The following is a 20,922-nucleotide window of genomic DNA, read 5'->3' as shown; positions in this document are numbered from 1 at the left end:
CTTTCGTTATACAATAATTCGATTTTTCACTGCCGCGCGGGAAAATGCGGAGAAGGAAACAAAAAAATGGGTTACAAGATAGCTGTAGTGGGTGCAACCGGCAATGTAGGCCGAGAAATCCTCAAGATTCTAGCAGAGAGGGGGTTTCCAGCTGACGAGGTTGTAGCGCTTGCTTCAGAAAGGTCCGCAGGTAAGCAGGTGTCATTCGGTGAGGAAGCTATTCTTGATGTACAGGATTTAGCAGACTTCAATTTTAAGGGCACCGATATCGTTCTTTCCTCCCCTGGCGCGCAGGTTTCCGCCGAATTTGCACCTAAGGCGGCAAAAGCAGGGGCTGTTGTAATTGATAACACCTCGCAATTCAGAATGGATCCGGATGTGCCATTGATAGTGCCAGAAGTAAATGCGGATGCGATTAATCTATATAAAAAGCGGAATATTATCTCAAATCCTAATTGCTCAACAATTCAGATGGTAGTAGCGCTTAAGCCTTTACATGACGCATTCCACGTTCGACGCGTGGTGGTTGCTACTTATCAGTCGGTTTCAGGTTCGGGGAAAAGTGCGATGGACGAACTATTTGAGCAGACACGCAATATTTACGTAAACGCAGAAATAAAAAATGAACACTTCACAAAACAAATAGCATTCAATGCAATTCCACATATCGACTCTTTTCTTGATGACGGTTCCACCAAAGAAGAGTGGAAGATGGCGGCCGAAACTAAGAAAATTATTGACCCTGATATTAAAGTGATAGCGAGTTGTGTGCGTGTACCTATTTTTGTTGGGCACGGTGAGGCTGTAACTGTGGAATTTGATAATGATGTTTCTGCAGTCGAAGCACGTAATTTGCTTCGTAAGGCGCCAGGTGTAATTGTCGTTGATGATCGGGAGGATGGCGGCTATGTAACACCGCTAGAAAGTGCTGGCGAGGACGCAGTCTACGTCAGTCGCCTTCGCGATGATCACACTGTGGAAAACGGTTTAGCATTTTGGTTGGTTGCGGATAACTTGCGTAAAGGGGCTGCGTTGAATACGGTTCAGATTGCCGAGGTGCTAGTAAACAGATTCTCCTAATGTAATGATGAGAGAATACAATAGCACCAAGTCATTGTCTTGTTTATTAATAAGCACGCATAGGAAATTACCTCAGCCGTTCTGGTTTGAACGTTTCCGGCGGGTCAAGCATTGTTTCCTGAACGGAAGTTAACAGCAAAGTATCGGCGTCGGTTTTTTTTGCGTTTTTTAACGCTGAATATACGCCCGCTATGGCACTTGACACCGACGTTAAAGGGTTTTTGTTTTGAATGTAATTCCCAGTAAAAAGCGCGCTTAGTAAATCGCCTGCGCCGTGCGATTGGATTTCAACTCTAGGGGTTAAAGTTTGCCATACTTCGTCTTTGAAAGATATCAAGGTCGCGAGTTTTGAGGTGCCTGGCGCCTCTACACCCGTAACAATTATGATTGCCGGGCCCCTATTTCTGAGGTTCTGAATGGCCTGTAATGCTGTGCTGACGCTTGTTACGGAGATACCCGTCAATAAACTTGCCTCGAACGCATTGGGAAGTATTACATCAGCTATACCCATAGCTTTGTTTGTGTAAAAGCTTACAATATCTCCATCGACATAAATTCTGCCGTTGTCACCCATTACAGGATCACAAACAAACAAAGCGCGCTTATTTTCCTTTCTAGTCCTACTAACCGCATGCAGTAATGCGGGTCCATTCTCCGCATTACCCAAATACCCACCAAGCACTGCAACGCATTTATTAAGAAGCCCTAGTGAGCGGATACCGTTGAACAAATCTAAAATTTGCTCAGGAGTGCTGATTTGACCGGCAGGTGGGCAAATAGCCGGGTGGTTCGACAAGGTGACCGTATCTAAAGCCCAGACTTCGAAACCAAGTCTTTGTAGCGGTAAACGCGCTGCTGCATTGCCGACGTAACCGGTTATGACATTAGACTGTATAGACAAAATTGCCAATTTTTTCTCTTTACGCGATGTTGTTTGCGCCGCATTCTCGCTAATCGAAAGCTTGTATATTAATTTTGTAGGTTGAGAGTTTTATGGGCCAGAAATTACTTCCTCAACTGCCAGAGTCTAGCGATGGTAATCTATTACTGCCATCATGTCAGAAAAATCATGATGGATCAGCTCGTTTCGTCATGGTTTTGCCACCCGACTACGCTAAAGACCCGGGGTTAGCCCTTCTTGCCCGTTGTGAGGCTCTCTATAGTGGGTATGAGTACCCGTACCGTAGTTTCTTGGATCGTCACCTCATGTCGGGTGACTTGTTTATAGATGTAGGGGCCCATTTCGGAATTTACTCCTTATCTGCCGCTAGCGCTCCATGCGGCGATGTCAGTGTTGTGGCTATAGAACCCGATCCCCACAATTTACGCGTACTGAAAACATGGGCCAAACTAAATCAGCGTGATGAACAGATTGAGATTATCGAGGCTGCTTGTGGGCTGGATACTGGCTCCACAAAACTCTGGTCATTTTCGACAATGGGACATCAAACAGGGGCTCTGCATCCTGGAGAAGTACCGATTGCCGCGGGCGAGGATATCGAAATGATCTCGGTTGATAAGCTTCTTGCTGTGCGCCAAGGACTTTCCAAGAGACGGACTTTTATAAAAGTTGATGTTGAGGGCGGGGAACCAGAAGTGCTGGATGGAGCAGATGAGACACTAAAATCCGGGAAAGTTGCTGCGATAATTTTTGAAAAGTCAACAGAATACGCGAAGAGAAATTCGCTAAAAGAGTTTCACAGGGTTTCCAAACGCCTTCTGGAGCTGGGGTTTCGTCTTTTTTGGTTTCCACACATCCATATGCCCGGAGTTTTAATGCCTTGGATCTCGGGTGACGAGACTGGTAATATTTTAGCTATTGCTCCATCATTAATTGAGGCTGTTGAGGCAGACCCAGTATACGATGGCTATTTTAAACCGTATCCACCACCCCCACTATCGCTATCGGATGTTCAAGAGAGACCTTACGATCGACACGCCCGTGCCAGCTTTACGAAAAGTATTATGAAGGCAAAGGCAACTGATGGATGGCGTTGGTGTCGGCCTCCAAATTTAGTGCAAGGCGCGGAAATGCGCGCTTCAATGGTTATGCCATATTTATTGCGGAGAGGGACACTTATTGATGTTGGTGCTGGCACGATGAGGCTGTTTCAAAAGCTTCCGATAGCTGTGAAATACACCCCTCTGGATATTGTTCGATTTTCAAAAAATACGGTTATTGCTGATCTCAATCAAAACCAATTTCCAAGCGGGCATTGGGACATGGCGACTTTGCTTGGGGTGCTTGAATATGTTCACGATGTAGACCGCTTGTTCGCGAGGCTGAGAACATCTGTGGGCCATCTTTATATAGTCTATCACGGTGTGCCTTTAAGGCTAAGCTTTGATCACGAGGATCGAAGAGCTTCTGGATATGTGAATGATCACTCAGAAGAAGAACTTGTTGCTAAATTGGTAAGCGCAAGCTGGGAAATCATAGAGAGAAAAAATATTGACGGCCTCTCGCTTTTGTATGCGCGTTAAAGGAACATTTAGTGCCGTTTGTTGTTAAAACCCGATTACGCAACAACACAAGAACTTACAAAACTCGCGGCCGAGGATTGTAGCTTATCGTTCGGCCTTTCTTCAAATAAAAAAGGCGTCGGCAATACGACAAGGAGTTGGTGGGACCACCGTGTCGTATTCGCACCTATGCGGTGTTGCCGACGCCTATGAAGCCGTGAGGCTCCCCGCACGAGGCTAGTCAGGCAATACCAGAGCTTGAACAACAGGCGCCCTGGCGACGACGCTGCCGTTACGCTCAAAAGCATTCTCGATATTCTGCCGCGAACAAAAACTATTACCCGCGCAACACTCGTGTCTAAGACACGATTGCTGTGAACACCGTAGCTACCCAACTCAAGCTTTACCAAGATGTCCCGACGCCGCTTGAGCCCTAAATTTGGTTCATACAGGGCGCGTACCAGTTTGCAAAAAACTACACGGATGCCTACGTACGATCTCAAATTCAGCACTAATTCATGCTGTCTTTAAGGGTGACCGTGGACCGATTAAATGTCCAGCGCAAAGAAAACTAATTTCCAAATTTGTTGTGAATAACCCCTTCGTTTACGCACAGAAGACCCACAACTTATCCCCGAATTTTTCCACAGCGGACAATATCCCCAAAATGGCATGCCATCGGGTTTTTCGAATTTGCATTTGCGCAGCTTCATGCAATGAACGTCCTTCCTTAAAAACCGCTAGCCACATATCAGAACCAGAAGTTGACTTGGGACTTGAAAGGTGTCTAATGAACGCCCAGTTAAGACAAATAAGAACGATTTTTTTATTTCTGTTATGCGCATCGTGAATTTGTGTTGAATTGGATTGAATACAGGCATTAATAAAGAGTAACAATTGACTGTTAGAGCTTAAAGGACTCGAAAATGGCATCCACAGGCAGGCCTCTTTCCCCGCATTTGCAGATATATCGGTGGCAATGGACAATGGCTTTATCAATACTTCATAGGGCCACTGGCATCTCGCTGACAGCGGGAAGCGTCCTTTTAGCAGTGTGGTTATTAACTCTTGCCGGGGGCCCAGATGGGTATTTGATGTTGTGCAATTTTCTCACCTCTGTACCCGGATACGTCATGTTGGTTGGTTGGACGTGGTCGTTATTTTACCACTTGGCAAACGGCATTAGGCATTTGGTTTGGGATGCCGGGCTTGGGTACGATTTACCGGTCGCGCGAGCGTCAGGTTATGCTGTGTTTGCACTATCTGTGATTTTGACGGGCGGATTTTGGTGCGTTTTATATACTAAAGTGTTCTGAAGGGAATATAATGGGCTTACAGCATCCACTTGGTAGAGTGCGCGGCTTAGGTAGTGCGAAGGCAGGATCACACCATTGGTGGTCACAGCGCATAACTGCGGTTGCTCTCGTACCTCTCACGCTCTGGTTTGTGTATTCCGCATTAACGCTTGCGGGCAGCGATCACGCAAGCGGCATTAAGTGGCTGGCGCAGCCTACTAACGGTATATTGATGGTGCTGCTAGTAATTGCAACGTTTCATCATTTGCAGCTGGGTGTGCAGGTGGTAATAGAGGATTACGTCCATCACGAAGGTGTCAAACTGATGGCGTTAGTTGTCATGAAATTGAGCAGCATCGGCCTTGCCGTGGCTGCTACTTTCTCAATTATTAAAGTTTCCTTTGGGGGATAAAATCATGGGCGAAGCATATCCAATTATTGATCATGAATACGACGTTGTTGTGGTCGGGGCTGGTGGTGCAGGTTTGAGGGCAACAGTTGGGCTAGCAGAGGCAGGACTAAAAACTGCATGCATATCGAAGGTGTTCCCTACTCGCAGTCATACGGTTGCAGCGCAGGGAGGCATGTCAGCTTCTTTGGGTAATATGGGCGATGATGATTGGCGCTGGCACATGTATGACACTGTTAAGGGTGGAGATTGGCTTGGAGATCAAGACTCTATTGAATTCATGTGCCGTGAAGCAGTACCCGCAGTCATTGAGCTTGAGCACTATGGTGTGCCGTTTAGCAGGACTGAAGAGGGAAAAATCTATCAACGTCCTTTTGGAGGAATGACAACTAATTATGGCGATGGTACTGCACACCGCACTTGCGCGGCGGCGGATCGAACCGGGCACGCCATTTTGCACACGCTCTATCAACAGTCTCTCAAACATTCAGTCGAGTTCTTCATAGAATATTTTGCACTGGATTTAATAAGGAATGATGATGACGAAATCGCTGGTGTGATGGCATGGAATTTAGATGATGGATCTATTCACCGGTTCAAGGCCAAAATGGTGATTCTTGCAACGGGTGGTTACGGGAAAGCTTATTTTTCGGCAACATGTGCGCACACTTGTACCGGCGATGGCGGTGGAATGGTCCTACGTGCGGGCTTGCCGTTACAAGATCCAGAATTCGTACAATTCCATCCAACTGGCATATATGGAGCTGGGTGCTTGATCACCGAAGGAGTACGAGGCGAGGGTGGTTATGTAACGAATTCCGAGGGTGAGAGATTTATGGAGCGATACGCTCCTTCAGCAAAAGATCTTGCTAGCCGAGATGTGGTCAGCCGTTCGATGACGATCGAAATAAGAGAGGGGCGTGGTGTGGGGCCGGAAGCTGATCATATTCACCTGCATATAGAGCATCTGGACCCAAATGTGATAGAGGAACGCCTGCCGGGCATATCAGAAACTGCAAGAGTATTTGCCGGCGTTGACGTTCATAAAGAGCCCATCCCAATAATTCCAACTTGCCACTATAATATGGGGGGTATTCCTACCAACTACTATGGTGAAGCATTAACGGTTAATGGGAAAGAAAGCGTGGTTCCAGGCTTAATGTCAATAGGTGAAGCCGCTTGTGTTTCAGTGCATGGCGCCAACAGGCTTGGGTCAAACTCACTATTGGATCTTGTTGTGTTCGGGAAAGCTGCGGCAAAGCGCTGTGCTGAGACTGTAGATCCTGAAGCATCACACAAACAATTGAAGCCAGATGCTGGTGATGAGGCCTTGGCTCGCTTAGATAAATTTCGCCATGCTAATGGCGATACTCCCACAGCTACACTGCGTCTTGAAATGCAGCGCATAATGCAGGGAAATTGTGCAGTATTTAGAACAGGAGAGGTCCTCGATGAGGGTGTCAAATTGATGAAAGAGGCCTGGTCGAAACGAGATGATATAAGTGTTAGTGACAAGTCGATGGTTTGGAACTCAGATTTAGTCGAAACATTGGAGTTAGATAATCTTTTGGGTCAATCAATGGTGTCAATGACATCAGCAGCCGAACGCAAGGAAAGCCGTGGAGCGCATGCGCGAGAAGATTTCCCTGATCGCGATGACGAAAACTGGATGAAACATACTCTGGCATGGTGTGACGAAGAGGGTAACGTCAAACTAGATTATCGTTCTGTAGTTATGCAGACCATGACTAATGAAGTTCAGTCATTCCCACCAAAAGCGAGGGTTTATTGATTGTTTTCATCAGTCGATGACAGGAAACATATTTATACAGGAAGCATAGTTATTTAGTTCAGGGGAAAGAGACAGAAAATGGCGCAATTCACTTTGCCTGCTAACTCTAAAGTTCGGACCGGCAAGACGTTTTCGGCACCTGCGGGGGCGAAAAATCTCAAAACATTCAAGATCTATCGCTGGGATGCAGACAGCGGAGATAACCCCCGTGTCGATACCTTTGAGGTCGATTTAGACAATTGCGGCCCAATGGTTTTGGACGCGCTTATAAAAATAAAAAACGAAATTGACTCTACGGTTACCTTTCGCCGGTCTTGCCGCGAAGGTGTTTGCGGTTCGTGCGCAATGAATATCGATGGAACAAACACGCTTGCCTGCACCAAATATATTTCAGACGTGGCCGGCGCTATTAAAATATATCCTCTGCCGCACATGCCGGTTGTGAAAGACTTGGTTCCGGATTTAAGCACAGCCTACGCGCAACTAGCCTCTATTGAACCGTGGATGAAGAACCAATCTCCAGCGCCGGCCAGGGAGAGATTGCAGTCGCCGGAAGAGCGCCGGAGGTTAGATGGCTTGTATGAGTGTATCTTATGTTTTTGCTGCTCTACGTCGTGTCCCTCATACTGGTGGAATGGCGATAGATACCTTGGGCCAGCTATCCTTTTACAGGCCTATCGTTGGATAATCGATAGCCGAGATGAAGATACCGGTGAACGGTTAGATCAGTTGGAGGACCCTTTTCGGCTCTATAGGTGTCATACTATCATGAATTGCACCAAGACATGCCCCAAGGGCTTAAATCCAGCGGGGGCAATTGGTGAGATAAAAAAACTCATGTTGGCTCGGCAATAGTCTGTTATTCTCCATAAGGCTAGCGGGGAAACCTTAATAATGATCCATAATAGATGGTTGATGTTGTGGTGTTTAGGATTCTTTCTGTCCCTTTCATGGGGAGGGCTAGCAACTGAATTTGAGGCCGGAAAAAAGGCTTTAGATCAAAAAGATTACCTAGGTGCGGTTAAATCCTTTCGTGCTGGTGTTGCAAAGGGTGATAAGCTGTCCCCCAACGCACTGGGCGAGTTGTATGTTTTAGGATTGGGCGTCGATAAAGACAAGAGTATTGCTTGCCGGTTGTTCCTCAAAGGCGCGGAGCGAGGAGACCCTGCCGCCCAACACAATTATGGTATTTGCATGGCGAAGGGTAAAGCTAGCAAGCCTAACTTTAGTATGGCGCACAAGTGGCTCTCGTCAGCTATGAATCAGGGTTACAAACCTGCTTTTTGCGAATTGGGTGATCTATATATTTTAGGGAATGGCATAAAGAAAAACTCGAAACGTGGATTTGAGCTCTGTTTAAAAGGAGCAAAGGCTGGTGAGACGAAAGCCGCCTCTCGTGTAGGTGAGCTTTATTTTGCGGGCGTAGGCACTAAAAAAAATATGAAACAGGCCTATCGCTGGCTGAAAAAAGCTGGAGATAAACAACACCCGTCCGCTGCATACAATTTGGGATTGATGTACCTCAAGGGAGAAGGGGTAGCGAGAAGTGAAGACAAGGCCAGAAGATGGTTTACGGTTTCCGCCTTACAAAGGCATGTGATTGCATATGTGCCGGCGGCGACACTTTACAGAAATAAAGTAATGAAGCTTTTGGATAGGGAGGACATTGATGAGCGGTCTACTCGTTGGGCAATATTTTTTCTTACCCTTGCTCACAGCATCCAAACTCAGCCAAAACAAAAAGCAGCTTACGCGAAGCTAATAGATCTTTTCTCAGAGTTGTCGCCGCGAGCGCGACGTTTAGCTGACCAAGACCTAGCGAAATGGAATGCAAATAAAATATAGCAAACATGCGTTGAATTTCTATGATAAAGCGCCGACTGTAAATGGGCCACATTAGGTGCATTGAATTGTTGTTTACTAGGTTATTTTGATTTGTTTATTTTCCAAAAAACCACATACAAAAAATTTTTGTTGCTCTGAATAAACGCACTTCCATTACTACAAGCCATGGTTGCAGAACCAACTATTGTTAGTTAGGACTTGTACAGTTGCTCGAAAGCTCTCTTAGCCTCTTCGGGTAGATTATTGGCTAATAACCTATCTGCTGCCCGTTTTCTTAATCGAAAAGCATAAGGTTCAGGCTGCAGCGACAGATAATCTGATACGCCTAATTCCCGAGCGGCATGCAATGGCCAGTCGCTATGATACATTAACTCGCGGGACATCCCTATTAGATCAGCCTTTCCGCTCTTCAAAATGTCTTCAGCTTGTCTTGGATTAGTTATCAAACCAACCACCATGACTAATGCATTGACTTCATTTTTAAATCCTTCGGAAAATCCAACATGATAACCTTGTACTCTTGGGACATTAGGCAAATTACTGTCACCTGAAATGCCACCAGAGGAAATATCTATTATATCAACACCTCTTTCCTCAAGCGCTCGAGCGAAGACCTTTGCCTCAGAAAACCCCCAAGTCCCGCCTTTGCCGTCAACCGCCGACAAACGGAATGACAGTGGTAGATTTTTGGGGAGGGCTTTCCTGACGACTTCGGCAACTTCAAGAGGAAAACGCATACGGCCTCGGAGGTCGCCGCCATACGAATCTGTTCGAAGGTTACTTGTCGGGGACAAAAATTGATGCAAAAGGTAACCGTGTGCACCATGGATTTCAATAATTTCAAAGCCCGCATCGACGGCTCTTTGTACTGCTTCCCGAAAGCATTCTTGGACAATAGAAATATCACCGGCATCCATCTCTTTTGGCAAAAATCGGCGGTTTATTGATTTCAACGCGCTGGGTGCGAGCCCTTGCCATGGAGGCATCCCGGTTTTTATGTCGTCGTCGGTGAGTGCGGCAAACTGTTCCATAGGGCCACGGCACGAAGCTTTCGATCCAGTATGGCCAAGCTGAATTGCGGGCACTGCTCCTAAAGATTTTAAGAACTCAGTTATTCGGCGATAACCGGCGATATGATTATCATCCCATATGCCAGCGCATTGATAGGATTTGCGCCCGCGTGCCTCAACTGCCGTCTCTTCGCCGAAGATTATGCCCGCGCCGCCGAAGGCATAGCGCCCCAGATGGACTAAGTTCCAGTCATTCGGCATTCCGTCATTTGAGACATACTGGCACATTGGAGAGACTACAATGCGGTTTTTAGCTTCTATTCCACGAATCTGTATGGGTTCAAACAACAGTGGTTCAGTTGTATTATCTTGCATTTGTCCTCTTTCTCTCTCGGCGTAGCTAGATTAGGGTGGAGAAAATTTGTTTGCTTCCAGGGGAAAAACATATGGCTCAATGGATTGGTTTGCAGCATAACGGCGAATATCGATTTGGGAAGCTTGTTAAAGAGATGGTTGTTCTATGCACGGGTAGTATGTTTGACTCCCCAGAAGAGACTGATGAGACTTTTCCATTCAGCGATGCAGTGCTCGACATACCTTGTTCCCCAACAAAAGTGGTAGGTCTTTGGAACAATTCGCGTGGGGTCGCTATGAAGCACGGATTAGAGCAGCCGGATAACCCCCTGGTTTTCATAAAAACTTCCAATACATATTTGCCGAGTGGTGGGGTAATTAAGAAACCGAATAATTATGATGGACGTGTTATTTTTGAAGCAGAACTAGGAATTGTCATTGGGCGTGAGGTCTATAACGCATCGCAGACTGAGGCAGCAGAATCAATATTTGGATATACTTGTATCAATGATGTCACAGCGACTCAAATAATAGGCGAAAATGATAATTTCGCCCAATGGACACGCGCTAAAAACTTTGACACTTTTACACCGATGGGCCCTACAATTTCTAGCGATGTTGAATTGGATGACGTGAATATTCGCGCTGAGCTCAACGGTCGCGAACGGCAGAACTATTCGGTAAGTGATCTCTTTTTTGGGCCCGAAAATTTAGTTCATTTAATTTCGTCATTTATGACTCTTTATCCTGGCGACATTATATCTTGTGGCACCGGGTTAGGCGCATTACCAATGCGCCCCGGGATGCAGATTGATGTGATAATTGACGGCATTGGTACGCTGTCAAATACCTTTTGTAACTGAGCGCCAAGTTTGGATAGAAATGACTGAAACTAAAGGCGAGGCTTCAAACCTAGATGGTATCAAAAGCGACCCCCGACAAGAATATCAGAGTCGCAAGAAAACTGGAATATTGAGGCCAGATGTATTGCAAGAGCAAGCTGTTGAAAAACTTCAACGTTTGTACCATTCGCTTTATGACTATAAGGCGAGGCCTACCATAGCTGGCTGGAGGGCTTGGTTTCGATTAGGGGAAAAACACCATAAAAGCCCTCAGGGCCTATATATTTTTGGGCCAGTTGGGCGTGGAAAATCTATGTTGACCGATTTATTTTTTGATTGTGCACCGGTCAAACACAAGCGGCGTGTCCATTTTCATGAATTTATGATTGAGGTTCATGATGCTGCTCATGCGTGGCGAAAAAGAAAAGTTTCGAAGAGGGGCGGGGACTCTCTTCTGGAAATTGCGAAGTCTATTGCGTCCGAAGCATCGCTGCTATGTTTTGACGAATTCCACGTTACTAATGTGGCAGATGCAATGATCCTTGGCAGGCTTTTTGAAAACCTTTTTGAACTTGGGGTAGTTATAGTTCTTACATCAAATTTCGAGCCAGATTCACTCTACAAAAACGGTTTACAGCGTGAGAGATTCCTGCCCTGTATCGAATTATTGAAGCAGCGCCTTGACCCTATCGAATTAAACTCGCCAATCGATTATCGGCTTGCGCGCCTCAAACAGATGGAAGTATTTCATTTTCCCCTTGGTCCAATATCAACCCAAGCGTTGGAGAAATCTTTCGTTGATCTGACAGAAGGTGCACTCCCAACCCCTGAGGTTGTGAGTGTTAAAGGTCGTGATATTAAAGTAGCTCGTGCTGCGAGGGGTGTAGCGTGGTTTGGTTTTGATCAGCTCTGCGGTGAACCGCGTGGAGCAGAAGATTATTTATGTTTAGGGAAAAGATTTCATACAATAATACTGGATGGTGTCCCCCACTTGACCGAGGAAACCCGCAATGAGGCTAAACGGTTTATAACGCTGATTGATACGCTGTATGAGTTAAGGGTTAATCTCGTTATGGCAGCTTCAACAGCACCACATGATATTTATAAAGGGGCAACTCATGCTTTTGAATTCGAACGCACACTTAGCCGGTTAATGGAGATGCAGGCCGACGACTATATAGATACGGCACACCAAGCGTCTTAGGCTAAACTTGCTCTACTTCAGCAAAGGCGGTAGGAAATAAAGGAAAATTATCAATTTGCGCCTAAGAATTAGTGGGCGGTAGTAATATGGGGAAGTTTCGTATGGCACGTAATAAAATTTCATTGGTGGGCTCTGGGCAAATTGGTGGTACGTTGGCCCTATTGGCTGGTTTAAAGAATCTGGGCGACGTTGTGCTTTTCGACATTGCTAAGGGAGTGCCTCAAGGCAAAGGGCTAGACATAGCTCAAGCTTCGACGATTGAAGGCTTTGACTCAAAAGTAACCGGGGCAAATAGTTACGCAGCCTTAAAAGGTTCGGATGTGGTTATCGTAACCGCAGGCGTGCCTCGAAAGCCTGGGATGAGTCGAGATGATTTGCTGGGGATTAATAATTCTGTAATGCATGCCGTTGGGAAGGGAATAAAAAAATACTGCCCTAAGGCCTTTGTCATCTGCATCACAAATCCTCTAGACGTAATGGTGCACCAGCTACGCAAGGCCTGCGGCCTGCCTTTTAACAGAGTTGTTGGGATGGCCGGAGTACTCGACTCCGCTCGATTGCGATTATTTTTGGCGCACGAATTTGATGTTTCAGTTGAAGATGTTACGGCCTTTGTTTTGGGTGGGCATGGAGACTCAATGGTTCCGCTTGTGCGCTACTCAACCGTGGCGGGGATCCCGGTCCCGGATTTAATTAAAATGGGATGGACGACAAAGAAGAGGATAGAAGCCATTGTCGATCGCACAGCTAACGGTGGTGGCGAGATTGTACAGCTTCTTGGAACAGGGTCGGCTTTTTACGCGCCAGCTTCATCTGCTATTGCTATGGCAGAGTCATATATACTTGATAAAAAACGTGTCCTGCCCTGCGCTGCTTATGTGAAGGGCTCTTATGGACTTGATGGACTTTATGTTGGTGTCCCAGTTGTGATTGGGTCAAAAGGCGTTGAGCGCATTATTGATATCAAGCTCAATGCGGATGAACGCAAAAAATTTCGTCGTTCCGTCAATTCGGTAAAAGGTCTGATAAAAGAAGTTGAAAGGATCGAAAAAAATACAAAGAAATGATGTTTTTCGACCTGCGGTAATCGATAAAACAGAATCCTGCATAACAGCGATGTATTGTATGACTTTGTTGCTACCTTGAATGGCGATGTTCTAGGATTAAGCTGTTGCTGCGAGTACATTATTAAATTTAATTAAAGATCCAAGAACGATTGGTTAATACCTCGTTTGACTAACTGCCGGTGGTCGATAATAGTAATTTCGAATAAAGGGTTGGGATTTATGAATATCCATGAATATCAGGCCAAAGGCCTTCTGAAAAAATTCGATGTGCCAGTTCCAGCAGGAGCTGCGGCATTCACAATTGATGAAGTGGAGAAAGTTATCGATAGTCTTGAAGGGCCGGTTTGGGTTGTGAAGGCTCAAATCCATGCGGGTGGGCGTGGTGCTGGCTTTTTCAAAGAAAAACCAGAGATAGGCGGAGTAAGGATTGCCAAATCGAAAGAGGAAGCCGTCAGCCATGCTAAAGCAATGCTTGGTAATACTCTTGTCACCAAGCAAACCGGGCAGTCTGGCAAGGAGGTGCGTCGAATTTACATAGAGGATGGATGTGCGATAGGCAGCGAACTTTACCTCGCAATACTAACTGATCGGGCAACTAGCCAGGTCACTGTGGTTGCATCTACAGAAGGCGGTATGGAAATAGAAGAGGTTGCAGAAAAGACGCCTGAAAAAATTACCCGGGTTGCCATCGATCCACTGATCGGCATGACAGGATTCTCCGCTCGCCGCGTCGCCTCTGGTCTCGGTTTAGAAGGCAGCAAGCTATCTGCAGGTATTAAGTTACTGAAGACCCTTTACAAAACATACTGCGAGCTTGATGCCACTCTTCTCGAAATTAACCCCTTAGTTGTTACTCAAACGGATAATTTAATAGTGCTTGATGCTAAAATGAACTTTGATGACAATGCGCTATTCCGTCATCCTGAAATCGAAAAAATGCGCGATGAAGCTGAGGAGGACCCTTCCGAGACTGAGGCTGCGAAGTATGACCTCAACTATGTCAAATTAGATGGTACCATAGGTTGCATGGTTAACGGAGCAGGGTTGGCCATGGCTACCATGGATATAATCAAGCTTTACGGCGAAGAGCCGGCCAATTTCTTAGATGTTGGTGGAAGTGCAACAACAGAAAAAGTGACAGCTGCTTTCAAGATAATTTTATCTGATGAAAATGTAAAAGGTATCTTAGTTAATATTTTTGGCGGAATCATGCGGTGCGATATAATAGCTGAAGGCGTTGTAGAGGCGGCGAAAGAGGTTAATCTTTCAGTGCCGTTAGTTGTGCGTTTGGAAGGTACTAATGTGGACAAGGGCAATAGAATACTGGCAGACTCTGGGCTAACCATAATCTCCGGAGAAGATCTTGGCGATGCCGCAAAGAAAATCGTAGAAGCGGTGAGGGGTTAAATACGATGGCGGTTTTGGTTGATAAGAATACGAGGCTGATTTGTCAGGGTATCACCGGATTGCAGGGTAATTTTCATTCTGAGCAAGCAATAAGTTACGGGACGCAGATGGTTGGTGGTGTTACTCCGGGCAAAGGAGGAACAACTCATCTTGACCTTCCCGTTTTTGATACTGTGAAAGATGCTGTTGACCGGACCGGTGCTACAGCATCCGTAATTTACGTTCCTCCCCAATTTGCCGCTGAGGCCATATTAGAGGGGATAGATGCGGAATTGCCGTTGATTGTGTGCATAACGGAGGGGATACCTGTGCGAGACATGGTGGTAGTCAAAAAGGCCCTCAAAACCAGTCGCACCCGATTGATTGGGCCAAATTGCCCGGGTGTGATTACGCCAAATGAATGTAAGATTGGTATCATGCCGGGGCATATCCACCAGCGTGGGAAAATAGGGATAGTCTCACGTTCGGGCACCTTAACCTATGAAGCGGTGGCACAAACGACGGCAGCTGGGCTCGGTCAGAGTACGTGTATAGGAATAGGCGGTGATCCTATAAATGGTACAGATTTTGTTGACTGTTTAGAGTGGTTTGTCGCCGACAATGAGACAGAGGGTATTATAATGATCGGTGAGATTGGCGGAGATGCGGAGGCGAATGGGGCCGAATTCTTAAAAGCGTCCGGCACCAGAAAACCGGTAACCGGATTCATTGCCGGGCGTACTGCACCACCAGGTAGGCGTATGGGTCACGCGGGCGCAGTAATTTCAGGTGGGAAAGATACTGCTGAGCACAAGATAGATGCTCTCAAGTCTGCTGGAATACATGTTGCCGATAGTCCATCCGAGCTGGGTAGCACGATGCTGAAATCAATGGGCTAAGGTTAAACGCGAGTGCACAATTAATCTTTGAAAAGGAGAGCGCGTTATGGCGCAGTATTCTGGTGAGACCTCCTTCTTGTTTGGCGCAAATGAGACCTACATTGTTGAGATGTATGAAAAATATTTGAACGACCCTGGATCTATCGACGGCGGATGGTTAGCTTACTTTGATAAATTAGAGGAACTTGAGAAATCTGTTGCAGATGATCTGAACGGCCCAAGTTGGGCTCCACGGAAAACATCGGTCTTGGGCCAGAATGACGCATCATTATCCGTGGCCAATTCGGCGCCACGCCTGCCTGAAGAAAAGATGCCCTCTGACTCACTTGTGTCTCAAATGGGTGGGGTTGTGGATAGTGCTGATAAAATTAGACAGGCAACTCAGGACTCAATTCGTGCACTGATGCTTATCAGAGCCTACAGAGTGCGTGGTCATTTAGAAGCCGACTTAGACCCTTTAAAGCTTCAAAAGCCAATGCCACATTCAGAGCTAGATCCTGAAAGTTATGGCTTCAGTGAAAGCGATATGGACAGACCTATCTTTATAAATTACGTGCTTGGATTAGAGTCGGCCACGCTTAGAGATATTGTTAAAATCCTTCGTGAGACTTATTGTGGCTCAATCGGCGTCGAGTTTATGCATAAAACAGAACCGGATGAAAAAAGCTGGATTCAAGAGCGAATAGAGGGTGCCCGGAACCAAACAAAATTTACTAAGCTTGGCAAGCGCACGATCTTGGAACGTCTAACAGAGGCCGAACTTTTTGAGCAGTTCATCGATCGGAAGCACAAAGGTGCAAAACGGTTTGGGCTCGATGGGGGTGAAACTACGGTTCCCATGCTCGAGCAGATGCTTAAACGCGGTGGTCAGTTAGGAATTGAGGAGATTGTCATTGGAATGCCGCATCGCGGGCGCCTCAATGTTCTTGCAAATGTCATGGGAAAACCTTACCGAGCAATTTTTTCTGAGTTTCAAGGTCAACCAGCGGCTCCCGAGGATGTCCAAGGTTCAGGGGATGTAAAGTATCATCTTGGAACATCAACGGAACGGGAGTTTGATGGAAACGTCGTGAGGCTCTCCCTCAATCCGAACCCGAGTCATCTTGAGGCAGTGAATACAGTTGTATTGGGACGAGTAAGAGCAAAGCAACTACAACGCGGCGATGAAGAGCGAGTAAAGGTAATGGCTGTCTTAATGCATGGGGATGCTGCTTTTTCTGGTCAGGGAATAGTTCCAGAGACATTTGCCTTGTCTGATCTCGATGGGTACGAAACTGGCGGGACCATACATTTAATCGTAAACAATCAGATTGGCTTTACAACCATGCCATCATCTTCTCGGTCTTCGCCCTATTGTTCAGATATGGCAAAGGCAGTTGGAGCTCCAATTTTTCACGTGAACGCCGATGATCCAGAGGCATGCGTTCATGTGGCACGTCTTGCCACCGAATATCGGCAGCGTTTTAAAAAGGACGTAGTAATCGATCTAATTTGTTATCGGCGCCACGGGCATAATGAGGGTGATGAGCCTTCCTTTACCCAGCCGCAGATGTACAAGAAGATAGCTGGCCATGAGACTACGCGGACTATTTACGCCAAACAACTCGAAAAAGAGAAGGTAATTGAGAACGGTGAAGCTGACAGTATCGCGGAGGCATTTAATGAAGATCTTGATACTGAATTTGAAGCTGCACAATCTTTTAAGCCTAATAAAGCCAACTGGCTTGAAGGCAAGTGGTCGGGGTTAGCCACTGCGTCAGGGGATGAGCGTCGTGGAAAAACAGGTGTCAGTCTCGACCTTCTAAGAGAGGTTGGGTTTGCAATTTCGAAGGTTCCTCCTAACGTTAATGTTCACTCTAGGATTGTAAGACAATTAAAAGCGAAGAGGACCATGATTGAGACCGGCGATGGCTTCGACTGGGCGACGGCAGAAGCACTCGCATTTGGCACGCTGCTCTGTGAGTCAACACCGGTTCGGCTCTCTGGTGAGGATTGCCAGCGTGGGACGTTTAGTCAGCGACACTCAGTATTAAATGATCAGGAAAGCGGAAATCGTTATGTGCCGTTGAATAACATTCATTTCGGTCAGGCGCCATTTGAAGTCATTGATAGTCCACTCTCAGAGTTTGGTGTTCTTGGGTATGAGTATGGCTACAGTGTTTCAGAGCCTCATGCTCTTGTCTTGTGGGAGGCGCAGTTTGGGGACTTTGCCAATGGTGCACAGGTCATAATAGATCAGTTTATTTCCTCTGGTGAATCTAAGTGGTTACGGATGAGTGGCCTTGTTCTTCTTCTTCCCCATGGTTATGAGGGGCAAGGGCCTGAACACAGCTCAGCTCGGCTTGAACGTTATTTGCAGCTATGCGGTGAAGATAATATTCAAGTAGCTAACTGCACCAATCCTGCTAATTACTTTCATATTCTGCGCAGACAAATTAGGCGTGAGTTTCGCAAGCCGCTTATTCTCATGACGCCTAAGTCTCTACTGCGCCATAAGCGTTGTGTCTCTTCGATAAAAGAGTTTGGTCCAAAATCGACATTCCACCGTGTTCTTTGGGATCACGCACAGCACAGTGGGAAATTATTTGATGATGAATCTATCAAGCGTGTCGTAATCTGTTCTGGGAAGGTTTATTTTGACCTGTTAGAAGAGCGTGACAAACGAGGTGCAATGGACACTTATCTTTTGCGGTTAGAACAACTATATCCATTTCCAACTAGTGCGCTTCGCAATGAGCTTGCTAGGTTCAAAAACGCTAACGTTGTTTGGTGTCAGGAAGAGCCGAAAAACATGGGAGCGTGGTTCTTTATTAGTGATCTTGTCGAAGAGTTAATGGTAGAACTAGATATGAAGCAAAAGCGCCCGGTTTATGCAGGTCGTTCATCAGCGGCAGCTCCAGCTACGGGTCTTCTAAAGCGGCATTTGAAAGAACAAAACGATCTTGTTAATGCTGCGCTGACTTACGAGGGCTAAAGTCCAAAAAATAGGAATGGCGGCTAAGAGGAGTCGAAAATGGCAGTTGATATAATAGTCCCTACTCTAGGCGAGTCGGTCAATGAAGCCACGGTAGCTAAGTGGCTTAAAAACGTGGGAGATGCGGTTGGTGTTGACGAGCCTCTGGTTGAACTCGAAACAGATAAAGTGTCGCTAGAGGTGCCATCTCCTTCAGCGGGCACTTTAAGTAAAATTATTGCAATTGATGGCGCAGAGGTTGCAGTTGGTTCCGTACTTGGTAATTTAGACGAAGGAGCCGCTGAGCTGACGCCAACCGCTGAGACGTCTACTGGAGAGGGTCAGAATGCAGCTGATGAAGTGCAATCCCGAGCTCCAGAGCTGTCTCCCGCTGTGCGTAAACTAGTTGAAGAAAACAGGATTGATCCGCAACAGATTTCGGCGACGGGTGCTAAAGGTAACATCACAAAAGGTGACGTGTTAAAGTTTCTCAAAACCAAGGATAGTGGGACGCCCTCGGTTGTTCCGGCAGAAACTAACAAGCATAATACGCTGCCACTATCCTCCCATGATTCTGCTGATTTACCGCTACGGCCGGTGGACAACCGCGGTGAGGAACGGGTGCGTATGTCTCGGTTGCGGCAGGCGATTGCTCGGCGCTTGAAGGAGGCCCAAAATAACGCAGCTATTTTGACCACTTACAACGAGTGCCGAATGGATAATCTGATAGCACTTCGGTCGGAGTATCGTGAAATTTTTGAGAAAAAGTATGGCTCAAGACTAGGTTTTTTATCTTTTTTCCTTAAGGCAGCCATAATCGCACTTAAAGAAATTCCTGCAGTAAATGCTGAAATATACGGCGACGAGATTATTTATAAGAATTACTATGACATTGGAGTCGCGGTGGGAACGGCGCAGGGGCTGGTAGTGCCTATTGTTCGCGATGCTGATAAGTTAACTTTTGCGGAAATTGAAAGCACTATCGCTGACTTTGGTAGGCGAGCGCGGGACGGAAAGCTTACTATCCAAGAAATGACTGGTGGTACTTTTACAATATCTAATGGTGGAGTTTATGGCTCTCTCATGTCAATGCCTATCCTCAACCCACCCCAGTCAGGAATTCTGGGCATGCATACGATCCAGAAACGACCAATCGTGAGTGGCGATGAAATCGAAATTGCATCGATGATGTACTTGGCACTAAGCTATGACCATCGCATTGTCGACGGTCGGGAAGCTGTTACTTTCTTAGTTCGTATGAAAGAAGTATTGGAAGACCCGCAAAGATTATTAATAGACGTGTAACACTTTTTAATCGACTGACGAAAAAGTGCTCGTTGCAACGAAAACCAGGCGTCACTCTGCGGTAATTTGGAATGGTGTAAGAAACGCCCTTGGCGTACCAAGCATTGCTGGTTTTTCGTCAACGCTAGATTTCGGAGCGCTTGCTGAGTCAAACGGTAAAACTTTGCTGGTTGCCGTTTCGGTGACGCTAGGTGTTTGGGCATTGCCCGGACAGATTGTTCTAGTCGACTTGTATCCTTCGGATAGTTTAGCCGCACTTTTTTTGCAGTTCTCTTTGTTAACGCTAGATTTTTTCCTTTAGCATTGGCAACTCTTCCACTGGTCAAGGGGGGCAGAGCCTTTCCGCGCGCTTCACCTATTATATGCTCACTTACTTTCAGTTATAAGTTGGAGTTATATGACAACGTGTGCACCGAAGATTGAGCAAAGTAAGCGGCCTGTCTATTTCGTTAGCTTCGCCATTACAGTGCTTACATTAGCTGTAATCGCAACTATCATCGGTTATTTAGCTGCGGGCAAGGTGCCGTATCACTTCAACTCAGCACTTTTAATTATACCAACAATCCACCTTCTTTTGCTGGCGGCTAACGCAAGCACCCTTCTGCCTGTTGTCGCTGTGTTTTTTGGCGGTGGTGCAGTAGTAGCTATAGATTTGAGTTTGGCGGGGTGGGGCTTGGTATTGGGCGGATTTGTGGGTGGTACACTTGCATTCTTACTGGGTTTGCGCTCGGAGAGACGTAGTGAATGATTTATCGCAATGGACATTTTTTTAGTTGCGGCCGTCGCAACACTATTGCCTCGTGCATTAGGAGCCCTTGCAGCAGGCCGCGTGGACCCCGCCGGCCGTATTTTTGAATGGATGACATGCGTTGCATACGCTATGGCGTCAGGTCTTGCGTTCCGTATGTTATTCAATCCTACTGGTGCCTTGGGAGAAACGCTCTTATTTGATAGGCTCATTGCCGCGATTATAGCTCTCGTAATTTTTGTCTTATGAAACTAATATTACTTTTTGGTT

Annotated in this window: 19 protein-coding genes; 17 read left to right on the top strand and 2 right to left on the bottom strand. The window is 46.4% G+C overall.

What is annotated here, in order from left to right:
• Positions 1-66: 66 nt before the first annotated feature.
• Positions 67-1,080: an aspartate-semialdehyde dehydrogenase gene (locus VX941_02625; protein ID MEE2932300.1), complete on the top strand. Its 1,014-nt coding sequence runs from the start codon at positions 67-69 to the stop codon at positions 1,078-1,080.
• Positions 1,081-1,147: 67 nt separating this feature from the next.
• Here VX941_02625 and pdxY read toward each other — a convergent pair whose 3' ends face one another.
• Entirely contained in the window at positions 1,148-1,990 is an 843-nt protein-coding gene (gene pdxY / locus VX941_02620; protein ID MEE2932299.1) for a pyridoxal kinase, read from the bottom strand.
• Between the two features lie 83 nt (positions 1,991-2,073).
• Here pdxY and VX941_02615 point away from each other — a divergent pair, with 83 nt between their 5' ends.
• The 6 genes from VX941_02615 (at position 2,074) to VX941_02590 (ending at position 8,884) form a co-directional block, all read left to right on the top strand.
• Positions 2,074-3,564 carry an FkbM family methyltransferase gene (locus VX941_02615; protein MEE2932298.1) on the top strand — a complete coding sequence of 497 codons (1,491 nt, stop codon included), beginning with the start codon at positions 2,074-2,076 and terminating at the stop codon, positions 3,562-3,564.
• Between the two features lie 905 nt (positions 3,565-4,469).
• Positions 4,470-4,859: a succinate dehydrogenase, cytochrome b556 subunit gene (gene sdhC / locus VX941_02610; protein MEE2932297.1), complete on the top strand. Its 390-nt coding sequence runs from the start codon at positions 4,470-4,472 to the stop codon at positions 4,857-4,859.
• Positions 4,860-4,869: 10 nt separating this feature from the next.
• Positions 4,870-5,250 carry a succinate dehydrogenase, hydrophobic membrane anchor protein gene (gene sdhD, locus VX941_02605; protein MEE2932296.1) on the top strand — a complete coding sequence of 127 codons (381 nt, stop codon included), beginning with the start codon at positions 4,870-4,872 and terminating at the stop codon, positions 5,248-5,250.
• A gap of 4 nt (positions 5,251-5,254) precedes the next feature.
• Positions 5,255-7,039, top strand: coding sequence for a succinate dehydrogenase flavoprotein subunit (gene sdhA, locus VX941_02600; protein MEE2932295.1), 1,785 nt, complete (start codon positions 5,255-5,257; stop codon positions 7,037-7,039).
• A gap of 78 nt (positions 7,040-7,117) precedes the next feature.
• On the top strand, positions 7,118-7,894 hold the full coding sequence (locus VX941_02595) for a succinate dehydrogenase iron-sulfur subunit (GenBank protein MEE2932294.1): 777 nt from the start codon (positions 7,118-7,120) through the stop codon (positions 7,892-7,894).
• A 39-nt stretch (positions 7,895-7,933) separates the two neighbouring features.
• Entirely contained in the window at positions 7,934-8,884 is a 951-nt protein-coding gene (locus VX941_02590; protein ID MEE2932293.1) for a tetratricopeptide repeat protein, read from the top strand.
• A 191-nt stretch (positions 8,885-9,075) separates the two neighbouring features.
• On the opposite strand, the gene VX941_02585 is transcribed toward VX941_02590, so the two are convergent.
• A complete protein-coding gene (locus tag VX941_02585; protein MEE2932292.1) occupies positions 9,076-10,269 on the bottom strand; it encodes an NADH:flavin oxidoreductase/NADH oxidase in 1,194 nt (397 codons plus the stop codon).
• A 71-nt stretch (positions 10,270-10,340) separates the two neighbouring features.
• Here VX941_02585 and VX941_02580 point away from each other — a divergent pair, with 71 nt between their 5' ends.
• The 10 genes from VX941_02580 to VX941_02535 all read left to right on the top strand — a co-directional run bounded on the left by VX941_02580 (position 10,341) and on the right by VX941_02535 (position 20,901).
• Positions 10,341-11,111: a fumarylacetoacetate hydrolase family protein gene (locus tag VX941_02580; GenBank protein MEE2932291.1), complete on the top strand. Its 771-nt coding sequence runs from the start codon at positions 10,341-10,343 to the stop codon at positions 11,109-11,111.
• 19 nt (positions 11,112-11,130) lie between these two features.
• Complete coding sequence (gene zapE / locus VX941_02575; GenBank protein ID MEE2932290.1) at positions 11,131-12,294, top strand: cell division protein ZapE; 1,164 nt, start codon at positions 11,131-11,133, stop codon at positions 12,292-12,294.
• Positions 12,295-12,395: 101 nt separating this feature from the next.
• Complete coding sequence (mdh, locus tag VX941_02570; protein ID MEE2932289.1) at positions 12,396-13,361, top strand: malate dehydrogenase; 966 nt, start codon at positions 12,396-12,398, stop codon at positions 13,359-13,361.
• A gap of 219 nt (positions 13,362-13,580) precedes the next feature.
• Positions 13,581-14,768, top strand: a complete 1,188-nt coding sequence (gene sucC, locus VX941_02565) for an ADP-forming succinate--CoA ligase subunit beta (GenBank protein MEE2932288.1) — start codon at positions 13,581-13,583, stop codon at positions 14,766-14,768.
• Between the two features lie 5 nt (positions 14,769-14,773).
• On the top strand, positions 14,774-15,646 hold the full coding sequence (sucD, locus tag VX941_02560) for a succinate--CoA ligase subunit alpha (GenBank protein MEE2932287.1): 873 nt from the start codon (positions 14,774-14,776) through the stop codon (positions 15,644-15,646).
• A 46-nt stretch (positions 15,647-15,692) separates the two neighbouring features.
• Complete coding sequence (locus VX941_02555) at positions 15,693-18,620, top strand: 2-oxoglutarate dehydrogenase E1 component (protein ID MEE2932286.1); 2,928 nt, start codon at positions 15,693-15,695, stop codon at positions 18,618-18,620.
• Between the two features lie 39 nt (positions 18,621-18,659).
• Positions 18,660-19,904: a 2-oxoglutarate dehydrogenase complex dihydrolipoyllysine-residue succinyltransferase gene (gene odhB, locus VX941_02550; protein MEE2932285.1), complete on the top strand. Its 1,245-nt coding sequence runs from the start codon at positions 18,660-18,662 to the stop codon at positions 19,902-19,904.
• Between the two features lie 25 nt (positions 19,905-19,929).
• Positions 19,930-20,205: a hypothetical protein gene (locus VX941_02545; GenBank protein ID MEE2932284.1), complete on the top strand. Its 276-nt coding sequence runs from the start codon at positions 19,930-19,932 to the stop codon at positions 20,203-20,205.
• Between the two features lie 96 nt (positions 20,206-20,301).
• Entirely contained in the window at positions 20,302-20,652 is a 351-nt protein-coding gene (locus VX941_02540; protein MEE2932283.1) for a hypothetical protein, read from the top strand.
• Positions 20,653-20,661: 9 nt separating this feature from the next.
• Positions 20,662-20,901, top strand: coding sequence for an AzlD domain-containing protein (locus VX941_02535; protein MEE2932282.1), 240 nt, complete (start codon positions 20,662-20,664; stop codon positions 20,899-20,901).
• The last annotated feature ends 21 nt before the right edge of the window (positions 20,902-20,922 follow it).

The organism is Pseudomonadota bacterium (assembly GCA_036339585.1).
Lineage (GTDB): Bacteria > Pseudomonadota > Alphaproteobacteria > UBA8366 > UBA8366 > UBA8366.
Note: the sequence above shows the minus strand (reverse complement) of the source record. Positions and strands in the feature narration are given on the sequence as shown.